At 46.2% G+C, this 14,292-nt stretch carries 13 protein-coding genes; all 13 read right to left on the bottom strand.

The genetic code is table 11. From position 1 onward, the window contains the following. Positions 1 to 44 precede the first annotated feature (44 nt). Complete coding sequence (locus tag CXK86_RS03210; RefSeq protein WP_017689125.1) at positions 45 to 275, bottom strand: YlzJ-like family protein; 231 nt, start codon at positions 273 to 275, stop codon at positions 45 to 47. Next, positions 272 to 1,033: a ClpP family protease gene (locus CXK86_RS03205; RefSeq protein WP_036609439.1), complete on the bottom strand. Its 762-nt coding sequence runs from the start codon at positions 1,031 to 1,033 to the stop codon at positions 272 to 274. Before CXK86_RS03205 ends, CXK86_RS03210 begins: the two co-directional genes overlap by 4 nt. Before the next feature lie 232 nt (positions 1,034 to 1,265). After that, positions 1,266 to 2,945, bottom strand: coding sequence for a ribonuclease J (locus tag CXK86_RS03200; protein WP_036609284.1), 1,680 nt, complete (start codon positions 2,943 to 2,945; stop codon positions 1,266 to 1,268). A gap of 476 nt (positions 2,946 to 3,421) precedes the next feature. Then, positions 3,422 to 4,300: a 4-hydroxy-tetrahydrodipicolinate synthase gene (gene dapA, locus CXK86_RS03195; protein ID WP_036670403.1), complete on the bottom strand. Its 879-nt coding sequence runs from the start codon at positions 4,298 to 4,300 to the stop codon at positions 3,422 to 3,424. A gap of 47 nt (positions 4,301 to 4,347) precedes the next feature. Then, positions 4,348 to 5,568, bottom strand: a complete 1,221-nt coding sequence (dapG, locus tag CXK86_RS03190; RefSeq protein WP_036670402.1) for an aspartate kinase — start codon at positions 5,566 to 5,568, stop codon at positions 4,348 to 4,350. A gap of 377 nt (positions 5,569 to 5,945) precedes the next feature. After that, entirely contained in the window at positions 5,946 to 6,542 is a 597-nt protein-coding gene (locus CXK86_RS03185; protein WP_062833836.1) for a dipicolinate synthase subunit B, read from the bottom strand. After that, complete coding sequence (gene dpsA / locus CXK86_RS03180) at positions 6,539 to 7,438, bottom strand: dipicolinate synthase subunit DpsA (RefSeq protein WP_076249799.1); 900 nt, start codon at positions 7,436 to 7,438, stop codon at positions 6,539 to 6,541. The genes CXK86_RS03185 and dpsA overlap by 4 nt, the downstream gene beginning before the upstream one ends. 157 nt (positions 7,439 to 7,595) lie before the next feature. After that, positions 7,596 to 8,042, bottom strand: coding sequence for a dUTP diphosphatase (dut, locus tag CXK86_RS03175; RefSeq protein ID WP_179087829.1), 447 nt, complete (start codon positions 8,040 to 8,042; stop codon positions 7,596 to 7,598). Next, a complete protein-coding gene (locus CXK86_RS03170; protein WP_076249800.1) occupies positions 8,002 to 9,285 on the bottom strand; it encodes a M16 family metallopeptidase in 1,284 nt (427 codons plus the stop codon). Before CXK86_RS03170 ends, dut begins: the two co-directional genes overlap by 41 nt. 99 nt (positions 9,286 to 9,384) lie before the next feature. Beyond that, positions 9,385 to 10,380, bottom strand: coding sequence for a polysaccharide deacetylase family protein (locus CXK86_RS03165; RefSeq protein WP_076249801.1), 996 nt, complete (start codon positions 10,378 to 10,380; stop codon positions 9,385 to 9,387). A gap of 175 nt (positions 10,381 to 10,555) precedes the next feature. Beyond that, positions 10,556 to 12,658 (bottom strand): polyribonucleotide nucleotidyltransferase, encoded by a 2,103-nt coding sequence (pnp, locus tag CXK86_RS03160; protein WP_101313440.1) that lies wholly within the window; start codon positions 12,656 to 12,658, stop codon positions 10,556 to 10,558. A 259-nt stretch (positions 12,659 to 12,917) separates the two neighbouring features. After that, positions 12,918 to 13,187 carry a 30S ribosomal protein S15 gene (gene rpsO / locus CXK86_RS03155; RefSeq protein ID WP_017689136.1) on the bottom strand — a complete coding sequence of 90 codons (270 nt, stop codon included), beginning with the start codon at positions 13,185 to 13,187 and terminating at the stop codon, positions 12,918 to 12,920. A gap of 159 nt (positions 13,188 to 13,346) precedes the next feature. Next, entirely contained in the window at positions 13,347 to 14,285 is a 939-nt protein-coding gene (locus CXK86_RS03150; RefSeq protein ID WP_036609299.1) for a bifunctional riboflavin kinase/FAD synthetase, read from the bottom strand. Positions 14,286 to 14,292 lie beyond the last annotated feature (7 nt).

Here is a 14,292-nt window from a genome sequence, read left to right as displayed (position 1 = left end):
GTACATATGTTCTTTTTCTGCTCAATTTGTCTGAATTCGTCGCGTTATGCTGATCCCAAGTTACCCGAAATCGGAATGGTCGAACCCGGCATATTGGCAGGATTGAGATAGGCTTCAAGTGGACAATCCAGCAAACGAACAATAACGGCTTCATTGTCATTAACAGGTCTTACCTGCATTAACAAACCATTCATTTTGATCTCCCTCGTATCTTCGCCCTCTTTCCACATTCCCGACCAGAGTTGTTCCGGGGGCATCACTGTATATAATGTCATTGGGTATAACCTCCCGCTTGCAGAGTCTGTCTCTTGTCTCCTATGAGCTGATTTAACTGAGCAATAGCCTGTCCAATCCCGCCCACTGCATCCATTAATCCATGTTTCACTGCATCTGCGCTTCCTACAGCTGTACCAATATCCCGATTCAACTCACCAGTCTTAAACATTAGTTCTTTGAACATCTCTTCAGAGATATTCGAATGAGAAGTCACGAACCGAACAACCCTTTCCTGCATTTTCTCCATATACTCAAACGTTTGAGGTACACCAATGACAAGGCCGTTCATCCGAATCGGATGGATCGTCATCGTTGCACTTCCGGCAATCAGGGAATATGTTGAAGCTACAGCAATCGGTACTCCAATGCTATGCCCGCCTCCAATGACCACAGTCACCGTAGGTTTGCTTAGAGAAGCAATCATCTCTGCAATGGCTAGACCCGCCTCTACATCTCCACCTACCGTGTTCAAAATGATCAGTATACCTTCAATACGCTGATTTTGTTCTGCGGCCACCAGCTGTGGAATGATATGTTCATACTTTGTTGTTTTGTTTTGTGGCGGCAAAATCAAATGCCCTTCGACCTGTCCAATAATGGTCATGCAGAAAATATTCGACTCACCTGCAGGAGACTGTGTCTGCCCAAATTGCTGAATAGTCTCTGTCACGGGAGAGATGGCCTTTTCCTCCTGAATCGGAATTTCCGGCGCTTCAACTTCCGGTTGATTGGATCTTGACGCCTGCTTGTCATTCATACGTTCATTCATTTCAATAATCCCCTTCTCCAGAAACATTTAATGTATTTCCTTAGTATGGGGACTTTTCCAACCGCCTTATACCCGCTACATCAAATTGCTTCACATATTGACTTATCGCAGATCTTCCTGAAAACGCAAAAAAAGCCCCTTCTCTACGAGGAACCGTCCAATATTACTCGTAGAGAAGGGGCGACTGTGTGCCTGAATATATGTTTTTGTTTAGCCTATTTTAAACTTCCATAATGATTGGCAAAATCATCGGTCTACGACGAGTTTGCTCATACAGGAAGCGTCCCAGTGCATCTTTAACATTTGTTTTGAGTGAAGCCCACTCGTTAACGTTCTCACTCATCAACTTCTGCAATGTGCTGCTAACGATCCGGTTGGCCTCATCCAATAGTCCTTCCGATTCACGAACATACACAAATCCGCGAGAGATGATGTCAGGACCGGAAACAATTTTTCCATCCTGTTTGCTGAGTGTTACCACAACAACAAGGATACCATCTTGTGACAACAATTTGCGGTCACGAAGTACAATGTTACCCACATCGCCTACACCCAAGCCATCGATCAACACATTACCTGCAGTAACTTTACCTGCTCTACGTGCTGCTCCACCTTGAATTTCAATCACTTCACCGATATCCGTGATGAAAATGTTCTCAGGTTCTACCCCTACAGATTCAGCAAGAACCGCGTGGCGACGCTGCATACGGAATTCACCGTGAATCGGCAAGAAGAATTTCGGTTTCATCAGGTTGAGCATCAGTTTCAGCTCTTCCTGGCTACCGTGACCAGATACGTGGACGCCACTGTTAGCACCGCTGTAATGCACGTTAGCACCCAGACGGAACAGTTCATCAATTGTACGGCCTACATATTTCTCATTACCTGGAACCGGAGTTGCTGCGATAATGACGGTGTCACCTGGCAGGATGTCCACTTTACGGTGCGTGGAACGAGCCATACGTGTCAGTGCTGACATTGGCTCTCCTTGACTTCCTGTGCAGAGAATCACGACACGATCAGCTGCCATCTTGCCTACTTCTTCAGGTTCAATGATCATGCCATCCGGAATCTCAAGATAACCCAGTTCTGAAGCAATACCAACCACGTTCACCATGCTGCGTCCGATAACTGCAACTTTACGTCCAGTCACTTCTGCTGCATTGATCACCTGTTGGATACGGTGTACGTTGGAAGCAAATGTCGCCACAACAACACGTTGACTTGCTTTACGGAAGATATCTTCCAGCACGATACCCACATTTTTCTCCGATGGTGTGAATCCAGGTTTCTCAGCGTTCGTACTATCGGACAACAGCGCTAACACGCCATTTGTTCCGATCTGTGCCATACGCTGAAGATCTGCATATTGACCATTGACTGGAGTATGGTCGAATTTGAAGTCACCTGTGTGAACAACTGCACCTTCCGGTGTTTCGACACATACACCAACAGAATCCGGAATACTATGGTTAGTAGCGAAGAACGATGCTTTCAGAACAGATCCAAGTTGGATCTCGGAATCAGCATCAATCAGAATACGTTTTGTATCACCCAGCAAATTCGCTTCTTTCAACTTGTTTTCTACAAGTCCAAGCGTAAGTCTTGTTCCGTATACAGGAACATTCAGATGTTTGAGAACATATGGCAGACCACCAATGTGATCCTCATGTCCGTGAGTAAGGATGATTCCTCTTACTTTGTCACGGTTCTCAGTCAGGTAAGAAATGTCAGGGATGACAATATCAATACCAAGCATATCTTCTTCCGGGAATTTAAGACCAGCATCTACGACTACAATGTCGTTGGCGTATTGGATGACGTACATATTTTTACCAATCTCGCCTACGCCGCCCAAAGCAAAAATCATCAGTTTATCGTTATTATTTTTCTTAGACAAATGAATCTAAACCTCCTATGGTAGTTGGACGTCGTACCTTATTATTTATTGTAAGTTAAGAAAAGTAGTCCATACATCACATACCCACCTATCGGGATGAATGCAAAAGAACACCTTTATTCACGATATTTGGAAGAAGTTCTTCGAAGTTATTCCCTTTGACCAACAAGTTGGAGTTGAAATTCCCTCTTAGCCGTTCCTTCCTTTTTCACCGCAAAGCTACACCACGAAGCGATGTCGCTTTCAATTTCAAAAAAATACCGCACCCAGTCACTTGACATCATTATACATGATTAAAAACAAAAAAAACAAGTCACTCTCTCGTTAACCTGTAGGTTTCCCCTTAGCAGTGGAAAAGAAACCTCACATTACTCGTAAAAAAAAGAACCGCAGCCTCTACGAAGAGGAGCGGTTCTTTTGCTGATCTGAAGGATATTCCCATGATTAATAAAATAGTCCATATACAACCAAAATGATTACAAATTAAGCAAACCTTTGATATAAACCTGCTCCTCTTCCGTTGGCGGAATAAGTGGCAACCGTACGGAACCAACGTCTAGACCACGCAATGTCAGCGCATATTTCACCGCTACGGGGTTTGGTAGAGGCTGTGGACACTCAAACAGGCCTTTGAACACCGGGAACAACTGCTGATGAATCTGAGCAGCCTGAAGAGGTGCTCCGCCATAGAAGGCGTCAATCATTTTCTTCATTTCTGCCCCTACGACATGACTGGCCACGCTGACAATTCCATGTGCTCCAACCGCAATCGCTGGTAAGCCTGAAGCATCATCACCGGAATAAACTCTGAAATTTTCTGGAGCACTTGCTGCAATCAGCGTAACCTGCTCCATAGACGCACATTCCTTCGTAGCGACGATGTTAGGAATCTGTGCAAGACGAAGCGTTGTCTCTGCTGACAGGCTGGTTACTGTACGCCCAGGCACGTTGTAGAGCATAATTGGCAGCTTGGTGGAGCCTGCAATCGCTTCAAAATGTTTGAACAAACCTTCTTGGCTAGGTTTATTGTAATACGGAACAACCAACAAAATGCCATCCACTCCGGCACGTTCAGCTTCCTGTGTCAAATGGATGGAATGTGCCGTGTTATTGCTTCCCGTTCCGGCTATAATTTTGCACCGACCGGCCGCATGTTTCACTGCAAATTCGAATAATTGAACTTTCTCAGTATCACTAAGTGTTGGAGACTCCCCTGTTGTTCCAGAAACCACAAGCGTCTCCGACTTTTGATCTACAATTAGATAGTCGATTAGACGTGCCGTTTCCTCCCAATGAATCTCTCCTTGTTCATTGAACGGAGTGACCATTGCTGTAATCAATCTTCCAAAGTCCAATTCGATTCCTCCTTCAAAACAGGTTTGGCTCCTCTGACTTCAGTTATTTACAAATGAAGTTCGAATGAGGCGTGAAGTGCCCTCAGGGCCTGAACCATATCTTCTTTTTTTACGAGTACCCAGATCGTTGTATTCGAATCTGCCGATTGCAGGATCTGAATGTCTGCCAGTGTCAAGGACTCCACGATTCGAGCCATGATTCCAGGTACACCATTAATGCCTCCGCCAATGACGGACACTTTGGCACAACCGGACAGGCTTTGTGGCTTGAGACCTATCTCCTGCAATACCTGTATGGCTTTCTCGGAATCACTGTCAAAAACCGTATAGACAACTCCCGAGGGGGTAACATTAATAAAATCAACGCTGATTGAATTCTCAGCCATGGTTTTGAACACTTTTAGTTGCAATCGATCTGCACCACCACCAGGCACATCCACCGTAATTTGCGTTACATTGCTCACGTAGGCGATGCCTGTTACATAACGGTCAACAATGCCTGTCTGCACATCCTGGAATCCTTCCGGATGCGTAACCAGCGTTCCTTCCGTGTCTGCAAAAGTAGATCTTACCCGCACTGGAATCTGGGATTGCATCGCAATCTCAACCGCACGTGGATGGATTACCTTGGCCCCGTGGTGGGCCATGTTACAGATCTCTGCATAACTCACAACAGTCAGTGGACGTGCATCCTCAACAATTCGCGGATCAGCGGTGAGTATCCCGTTCACATCTGTGTAGATATCCACCATTTCAGCACGTAATGCTGCACCGAGAGCTGTAGCAGACGTATCGCTTCCCCCACGACCCAATGTCGTGAAGTCTCCGTTCTCTGTCTGCCCCTGGAATCCGGTTACAACAACGACACGGCCAAGCTGAAGCTGCTCCAACACACGAACAGGACGGACATCCAATATCCGGGCATTCCCGAAATTGTCGTCCGTCACAAAACCTGCTTGTGCACCGGTCAGCACTGTAGTTGGAATGCCTTCATGTTCGAGTAAACTGCTCAACGTTGTCGCCGATATGATTTCACCACAGCACAGCAGTAAATCCTTTTCGCGTGCGGATAGTGCGTTTCCGTTCTGTGCAGCCCAGTCCAGCAACGTATCGGTCGCATATGGCTCGCCGCGGCGCCCCATCGCAGACACAACGATGACCAGACTCAATCCTGCTTCAAGTTCACGTTTAACATGACGGAGCACATGCTCTCTCGCCTGAACAGTGGAGAGAGACGTGCCTCCGAATTTCTGTACCATGATACGCATCTTTATTCCTCCATTTGTGTACGCAAGAAGACTGGACACGGGTCAAATCAACAAATGGATCACTCTAGGGAGCGTTCTGATGCGATAATTTCAGCATTTTATACGGCATTCCATGCCGCTCCTTATTTTCTGTAATTGTCTGGGACAATCGCAAATCAAAGGTCGCGGTTGTTATCGAGGTCATGATGCATACATTCACAATAGACCTCTCCCGCTTGCTTAACCTGTACTGCCCGCAAGCAGGAATGCCTTATAGACAGGAACGTGGACATAGTAGCTGTTCAATCCAGCATATTGTCCCCCATGATTTTCTTTGTCTCTCGAACCCTTCTTCATTTCTCCAAGCGCATAAACGTTGTCACCAAATCATTGTTCCATCAAGCCTGTGAAGAACGCTCCACAATCATCGGCTGCAACTGTTTGCCCTCAAGAGCACTCCAGCAAGCCTCTGGAATCAATTCCATTTTGGCGACTAACGAGTTTGGTTTTTTCACTGGATCGTCTTGCCCAAATGGCACAAAATACAAGTATTTAGCCACAAGCAATTTGGCGATATTCGCAGCATTCAAGCCCAGACCGTCATTCGTGGAAATCGCGAGCACAAGCGGACGCTGATTGCGCATCTGCGCTTTGGCTGCCATTAGCACTGGACTGTCGGTCATCGCATTAGCCAGCTTACTTGTTGTATTCCCTGTGCATGGAGCAATAACCAGCACATCAAGCAGCTTGGAAGGCCCTAATGGCTCCGCTTCAACAATTGTAGAAATGATATCATTACCTGTTATATCTTTCAACTGTTTTTGCCAATTTTGCGCCGTACCAAAGCGTGTATCCGTCGTCAGAACCGAATTCGAAATAATCGGAATGACGTTGGCACCTTCAGCTACGAAGCGGCTAATTACCGGCATAACCTCTTCAAACGTACAATGAGAACCCGTAATTGCATAACCTACCGTTTTTCCCTGCCAGTTCATGATTTAACCTCCCGTGCGTTCTGTTCTTCCAAAAGCAAACGGATCAACGCGTCGGCAATAATGCCGCCAGCCGTTTTGGGAGCAACAATGCCGGGGAGGCCTGGCGCAAGTAGCGCTTTGATACCGCGTTTGTCGGCATACCTGAAATCACAACCGCCAGGAGCGGATGCGAGGTCGATAATGACAGCCTTTTGCGGCATTCTGGACAGGATTTGTGCTGTGATTATCATAGTCGGTATCGTATTAAAAAGCAAGTCAACTTCCCCGGTCTGAGCGGCCAAATCCGTTGTCATGAAAGGCTTCCAGCCCATTATTGTAGCGCGGGCAGCATCCTCTTCCCGCCTGATTCCCACCCGTACATTTGCTCCAAGTCCCTGCAGTGTTTTGGCCATTGTGAATCCTGTTCGACCAATGCCAAGCACAATGCATTCCGAACCATGGATTGTGAAGTCCGTCTCCCGAATAGCTATGGCGATGGCTCCTTCAGCTGTTGGAATAGAGTTATAAAGTGCAATATCATCACGATCAAGTACTTCAACAAGTCGCAGCCCATTTTCAAGACAAAGTTCGCGCAAGAACGGCTTTGCCATACCCGTGAACACAATACAATGCTCTGGTAATGCTGCAATATGTTCCTTTTTCAAATAGATCAGTGTGTCACTGAATGAAGTACTTACTTTTCCCTGCTCATCGCAACCGACAACAGGCAGTACGAGTACATCTGCGGAAGCAAACACTTCATCCTCCAGTTCCTGGTGCTCGATCCCTGGAATGGAACGCTCTATTTTATCGAAACCCACCACACTTACCGTTGCATCCAGCTCAGCGCACTTTTGAATGACTTCAAGCTGCCGCGCATCACCGCCCAGGACTACAATCCGGACTCCGGTCAGCATCGGGACGTCACTCCTTTCACCACATGTATGCCTTATCGTATGCAGGGGCCCACAGGGGGGTGAAAACAATAATTGCATTCCACCGTCCGTTTCTCAAATGTAAAAAAGAGCCGCCCCTGTCAGGGACGACTCTAAAGAATGAGTATATTTACGCTGCTTATTTCCCGGTATGACCGAATCCGCCTTCGCCACGTACCGTTTCCGAAAGTTCATTCACTTCCGTCAATTCAACCGCAGGCACGGTCTGGAAGACGATCTGTGCAATGCGCTCTCCCCGTACAATCGTGAACGGTTCCTGACCCAGATTAATCAACAGCACTTTAACTTCTCCGCGATAATCCGCATCAATGGTCCCCGGTGTGTTGAGGCAAGTAATACCATGTTTGAAAGCCAGTCCGCTCCGAGGACGGATCTGCGCTTCCAATCCAGCTGGCATTGCCATCGCAAGTCCGGTAGGAATCAGCGTACGCTGACCCGGCTGCAATACAACATCTTCCTGAAGTGCAGCTACTACATCAAAGCCGGATGCCAGCTCCGACATTTTTTGAGGCAGTTTAATATCTTCATTGCCCGGCAGTTTCTGTATTTGAACGTAATACAACAAAATCATCCCTTCTCAATCCAGCGATCGTTTTATCTGAAGCGCCAACCATAGCAAGTGCAAAAGGTTCAGCAAACATCAGATCAATTACCGCGTTAATATCGTCCATGGTAACTTGCTCAATTTTGGTGATCATTTCATCCAGCGTATGGTGTCTGCCCAGCATGAGCTCGTTTTTACCCAGACGATTCATGCGACTGCCTGTGCTTTCCAAGCTCAGAATCAAGCTACCTTTCAGCTGTTCTTTTCCTTTACGAAGCTCATCTTCGGACAAGCCGTTTACAGCCAAGTCGCGTAGAACCTCTTTGGTCAGATCGAGCACTTCTTTGGTCTGTTTCGGTGCTGTACCTGCGTATATCGTGAAAAGTCCGCTGTCCGCATGAGAGCTATGATAGGAATACACGGAGTACGCAAGACCCCGTTTCTCACGAATTTCCTGGAACAGCCGGGAGCTCATGCCTCCACCAATGGCGTTATTCAGAACAACCATAGCGAATTGCAGCGGATCTCCGATTTTACAGCCCGGGAACGAGATACAGATATGATTCTGTTCCGTTTTCTTTTTGTGAAAGAGCTGTCCGCTTTGGAAGGCTGGCATCGTGACTGCTTCCGATACTCCATTTACATCAAAAGCACCAAAATGCTTCTCCATCAGATCGATTACACTGTCATCAATATTACCCGCGATACTAATGACCGTGTTCTCAATCGTGTAGTGCTCCTTCATATATGCACGCAGATGGCTGGAATCCATCGCTTTGAGACGTTCTTCCGTACCCAGGATTGGGTATGCGAGTGGATGCTCACCATAGGCGGCCAAGGCCATCAGATCATGAACCATATCATCAGGCGTATCTTCATACATCGAGATTTCTTCCAGAATGACGTTTTTCTCCTTGATCAATTCACCATCATCCATTTTGGAGCGGAAAAACATATCAGACAATACATCAACCGCAATCGGCAAGTGCTCATCCAATACTTTAGCATAATAACACGTGTATTCTTTGGAAGTGAATGCATTCACGTTACCACCAATCGCATCGAACTGCTCCGCAATCGCCTTGGCATCATAACGATCTGTTCCCTTGAATAACATGTGTTCAATAAAATGTGATACTCCGTTACTTGCAGGTTGCTCATTACGCGAACCTGTCTTGACCCATATTCCGAAAGACACAGAACGGCAGGTCGGTATCTGTTCCATGACAACTCTGAGGCCATTGCCCAGCTGAATTTTTTTCATGGTTGGCCCTCCTACATCTCTATAATTGCCTTGATCTCAACCTTGAAATTGAAATCGACATTTGGTTCCAACTGTTTGATATTAACAAAAAAACAACGTTCACTCAACCGCAGAGGTGTTTACACGTTCCGAAGACAGCGTCTCACTTACTGTTCCGAGCACCAGACCTTTGGCCCGTATGGATTGAATCATGCCCTTTAAAGCTCCCGAAGAAGCAGCTGTAGGGTGCATTAGAATTAACGTTCCAGCCTCGGTATTTTTAGCAATTTTGGCAACAACGGCATCCGGGCTTGGCTTACGCCAATCCACAGTATCTACTGTCCATAACACGGTGTTCAGTCCCATGGATGAAGCAATGTCAACGGTCTTCTGATTAAAGTCACCGGAAGGCGGAGCAAACCAACGATTTTCTACGCCCAGTGTTTTATGGAGCAGATCCTGGGTTTTGCTAATTTCCAGCTTAGCCCGTTCTGCGCTCAATCGACTCATATTAGGGTGAGAATATGCATGGTTGGACATCTCATGCCCACGTTTCTGAATTTCTTTGGCCAGTTCAACATTTTTGCTTAACCAACTTCCATCCAGAAAAAAAGTAGCCTTCACTTTCTCGGCATCGAGCGTATCCAGCATCGGTTTAATGTATTCGTTCCCCCAGGCCACATTAATCATAAAAGAAACCATCGGTTTGTTTGCATTCCCCCGATAGATCGGATGTGCACCCAAATCCTTAAGCTGGATCTCCGGCTCAATCTGACGGTAGACATACGCTATTTTGGTATTCAATGTTCCACTCAGCGCCTTACGGTATGTCGCTTCCACATCAATCTCCATGCCATTATAACCAGGAATCGCTTTCCATACCCGATCCACTCTGGCATTTATCGGAGCAATTTTCGTTTCAGCCGCTTTATCCCGAATCGCAGACAACAGCGCATCTTCTCCAGTTGCCTCCTTAAACATGTCAAAAGCATTTTGCGTACCTGGCCCATCACGGATCTCCGTAATGTATGTACGTACACTGCCAACTTGTCCGATCAATATGACCGCAGTCACACCCGCCAGAACAGCCGCCAGCTTTTTGGATTGGTTTCCCACAGCTCCATCCTCCCGCCGTCTTTGTCCCCATCATATGAGGACAAGGGCAAAAATATGAATGCTGAGCCATGGTTTCATCCTTGCTTTACGTATTTAAACGTTAAAAAAAGAGCCAGAAATTCACATTCTGTCTCTTCATTCAATCTATCCATTTATAACCTGTCGCTTCGGTATCCTAGGATTGAGCCGGAGCTTCAGCAGTCAAAACTGCTTTACGGGACAAGTTGATTCGACCTTGTGGGTCAATTTCCGTTACTTTTACCGTAATGGAATCACCGATAGCTACAACATCTTCCACTTTGGCAACACGTTCAGTTGACAGTTGCGAGATGTGTACCAGACCTTCTTTGTTCGGAAGTACTTCAACAAATGCACCGAATTTTTCTACGCGTTTTACTTTGCCGACATAAATCTCGCCGACCAATACTTCGCGCACAATACCTTCGATGATCGCTTTGGCTTTATCATTCATCTCCTGGTTGGAAGAAGCGATAAAGACACGTCCATCCTGTTCAATATCAATTTTAACACCGGTTTCTTCGATGATTTTATTGATGATTTTACCACCTGCACCGATAACATCACGGATTTTGTCCGGATTGATATGCATCGTTGTAATTTTAGGCGCATATTGTGATAACTGCTCACGTGGAGTTTTCAAAATTTCGTTCATTTTGCCCAAAATGTGCATACGGCCTTCTTTGGCTTGCGCCAATGCATCAGACAAAATTTGACGATTAATACCAGCAATTTTGATGTCCATTTGGATTGCAGTTACACCTTCAGGTGTTCCAGCTACTTTAAAGTCCATGTCACCGAGGTGATCTTCCATACCTTGAATATCACTCAGAATGGATACATGATCTCCATCTTTGATCAGACCCATAGCTACACCCGCAACTGGAGCTTTGATTGGTACACCTGCATCCATCATAGCTAAAGTGCTGGCACAGATACTTGCCTGAGATGATGAGCCGTTGGATTCAAGAACTTCAGATACCAAACGAATCGTGTATGGGAAATCCGTTTCGGAAGGAATCACTTTGGAAAGCGCGCGCTCACCCAGAGCACCATGTCCGATTTCGCGACGGCCTGGAGCACGCAATGGACGCGCTTCGCCTACGCTGAATGGTGGGAAATTATAGTGATGCATGAATCGTTTCGTTTCTTCAAGACTGATTCCGTCCAAAATCTGAACATCACCCAGTGCACCAAGTGTACAAACGCTAAGTGCTTGCGTTTGACCACGCGTAAACAGTCCTGTACCATGTGCACGTGGCAACAGAGATGTATCACATTCAATTGGGCGAATTTCAGCAAGTCCACGTCCATCCGGACGAACTTTATCATGCGTGATCAGACGACGCACTTCTTCTTTGACGATATCGTGCAGAACTTCCTTCACGTCTTTGAACAATTCCGGACTTTCAATATATTTCTCTTCAAAGTGAGCAACGGTTTCGTCATTCACTACATCGATTGCATCTTGACGAGCATGTTTCTCGGCGATTTTAACCGCTTCGACCAGACGAGCGCTGGCGAATTCACGCACGCTACTGTTAACTTCAGTATTAACGGTACGCAACTTAACAGCCATTTTTTCTTTTCCAGCAACTTGCACAAGTTGTTCGATTACAGCAATAATATTTTGGATCTCATCATGTCCAAACATGATTGCTTCGAGCATCACTTCTTCCGGCACTTCGTTTGCTTCGGCCTCAACCATCATGATGGCATCCTTGGTTCCTGCAACGACCAGTTCAATATCACTGACTTCAAGCTGTGCAATCGTTGGGTTAATGATGAACTCGCCATCAATACGTCCCACTTTCACGCCACCAATCGGTCCGCTGAATGGAACATCCGAAATGCTCAATGCTGCCGATGTACCAATCATTGCAGCGATTTGCGGTTCGCAATCCTGATCCACACTCATAACGATATTCAAAACTTGTACATCATTCCGGAAGCCTTCCGGGAACAAAGGACGAATTGGACGGTCTGTCAGACGGCTTGAAAGAATGGCTTTCTCACTCGGTCTGCCTTCACGTTTAATAAATCCTCCTGGGATTTTACCTACGGCGTACAATCTTTCTTCATAGTTCACCGTTAATGGGAAAAAGTCCAGATCTTTCGGCTCACTTGATGCTGTCACGGTACACAATACCACGGTATCCCCGTATGTTACCTTAACGGCAGCATTAGCCTGCTTGGCCAAACGCCCGGTCTCAAGCGTAAGTTTTCTTCCACCAAGCTGCATTTCAACACGCTGTTCCATGAAACCCCTCCTTTTATTCGTTCCTAATTCAATGGATTCTGCATATTCACAGTATTTCCTGCTTGTCATGCATTCATTAGCTATGTATGGATCTTTCAACATGCTAACCTGCACAACAAAAGCTCCTCACGGAGCCCCATCTACAAATATATGGCAACATGTTCATCTACAAAACAACCCGGCTGTAAGTTCCGCTTGTCCTTTTAGACAAAAGAATGACGGATAACAGCCAGGTTGATTTTGAAAACATGTACGATAATTAACGACGCAATCCGAGTTTTTCGATCAGTGCGCTGTAACGTTTAACATCTTTGTTTTTCACATAAGCCAAAAGCTTACGACGTTGACCTACCATTTTCAAAAGTCCACGACGTGAGTGGTGGTCTTTCTTATGCGTACGCAAGTGGTCTGTCAAACTTGTGATGTTTTCCGTAAGGATAGCAACTTGCACCTCTGGAGATCCTGTATCGGACTCGTGAGTTTTGTGCTCGTCGATCAGTTGTTGTTTACGTTCTTGAGTCAATGCCATCCTGTTCACCTCCTTCAATATAATCGCCATTAGCCTCGTCACCGCCGGTGAGAGCAAGCAACCAAGCCAAGGTTAATGTTGTCTCAATCGACAACGTAGTACAGTATATCATAATTGCCTAGTTAAAGTAAATGTAAACATGCATTTAATACTGAACCTTTAAGATAACAGGCGGCCGGCAGTTAATGCATCTTCACGAATCTGGCTAATTAATGCCTCAATGGAGTCAAACTTTCGTTCTGCACGAATATAGTGAACGAGCTCAACCTTTAGTTCCTGGTCATATAAGTGTCCATCAAAATCAAGCAGGTGCACTTCAAACGTAGGTTTCATCCCGCTTTCGTGAAACGTAGGTTTCACACCGAGATTCATTACGCCAGGCAGTTCCTGTCCGCCATACTGCACACGAACAGCGTAAACACCCTTCGACGGGGTAACGTAATGATCTGTGAGTTCAAGGTTGGCTGTAGGAAATCCAATCGTTCGTCCACGCTTCTCCCCGTGAATGACAGTTCCTCTGATGCTGTAAGGTCGGCCAAGCCACTGACTGGCCTCATCCATCTCCCCACGCTTCAACAGGCCACGAATGAGAGAACTGCTCACTTTTTCTCCATTTAACAAGAAAGGAGGAACGGTTTCCACCATCATCTCTCCTTCTCCCAAAGTACGAAGAAGTTGTTCATCCCCTGCACCCTTGTGACCAAAACGGAAGTCAAAACCCACCACCGCTGTTCGCGTCTGAAGAGGAATCAACAAGTCGTGTACGAATTGTTGCGGCGTCAACCGTGAGAAATCTTCATTGAACTCCACCACATAGAGTACATCAACGCCCATTCCTGCCAAGATCTCTTCTTTATCTCTCAAGGGAGTTAAATAACCCTCGTAATCCCCTTTGCGCATAACTTCCTTCGGATGTGGATGAAAGGTCATGACCGCTGCCTGCATGCCCGTTTCCCGCGCAATGCGGACAGCTGATAAAATGACACTTGCATGTCCGAGATGCAGTCCGTCGAATTGACCAATCGCAAGCACTTGGGGCAGTGTGCTCAGCTCAGTCGAATGTAACGTCTGCGGATAGGTTAGCATTACGGTTTTCACAATCATT

The organism is Paenibacillus sp. BGI2013, from assembly GCF_002843485.1.
Classification (GTDB): Bacteria; Bacillota; Bacilli; order Paenibacillales; family Paenibacillaceae; genus Paenibacillus; species Paenibacillus amylolyticus.
Note: the sequence above shows the minus strand (reverse complement) of the source record. Positions and strands in the feature narration are given on the sequence as shown.

Coding starts and splice junctions, on each gene's coding strand:
- CXK86_RS03170 (WP_076249800.1), bottom strand. CDS start 9,285: ATGAAAAAAATTCAGCTGGGCAATGGCCTCAGAGTTGTCATGGAACAG.
- pnp (WP_101313440.1), bottom strand. CDS start 12,658: ATGGAACAGCGTGTTGAAATGCAGCTTGGTGGAAGAAAACTTACGCTT.
- rpsO (WP_017689136.1), bottom strand. CDS start 13,187: ATGGCATTGACTCAAGAACGTAAACAACAACTGATCGACGAGCACAAA.
- dapG (WP_036670402.1), bottom strand. CDS start 5,568: ATGCGTATCATGGTACAGAAATTCGGAGGCACGTCTCTCTCCACTGTT.
- CXK86_RS03205 (WP_036609439.1), bottom strand. CDS start 1,033: ATGAATGACAAGCAGGCGTCAAGATCCAATCAACCGGAAGTTGAAGCG.
- dpsA (WP_076249799.1), bottom strand. CDS start 7,438: ATGCTGACCGGAGTCCGGATTGTAGTCCTGGGCGGTGATGCGCGGCAG.
- CXK86_RS03185 (WP_062833836.1), bottom strand. CDS start 6,542: ATGAACTGGCAGGGAAAAACGGTAGGTTATGCAATTACGGGTTCTCAT.
- CXK86_RS03210 (WP_017689125.1), bottom strand. CDS start 275: ATGACATTATATACAGTGATGCCCCCGGAACAACTCTGGTCGGGAATG.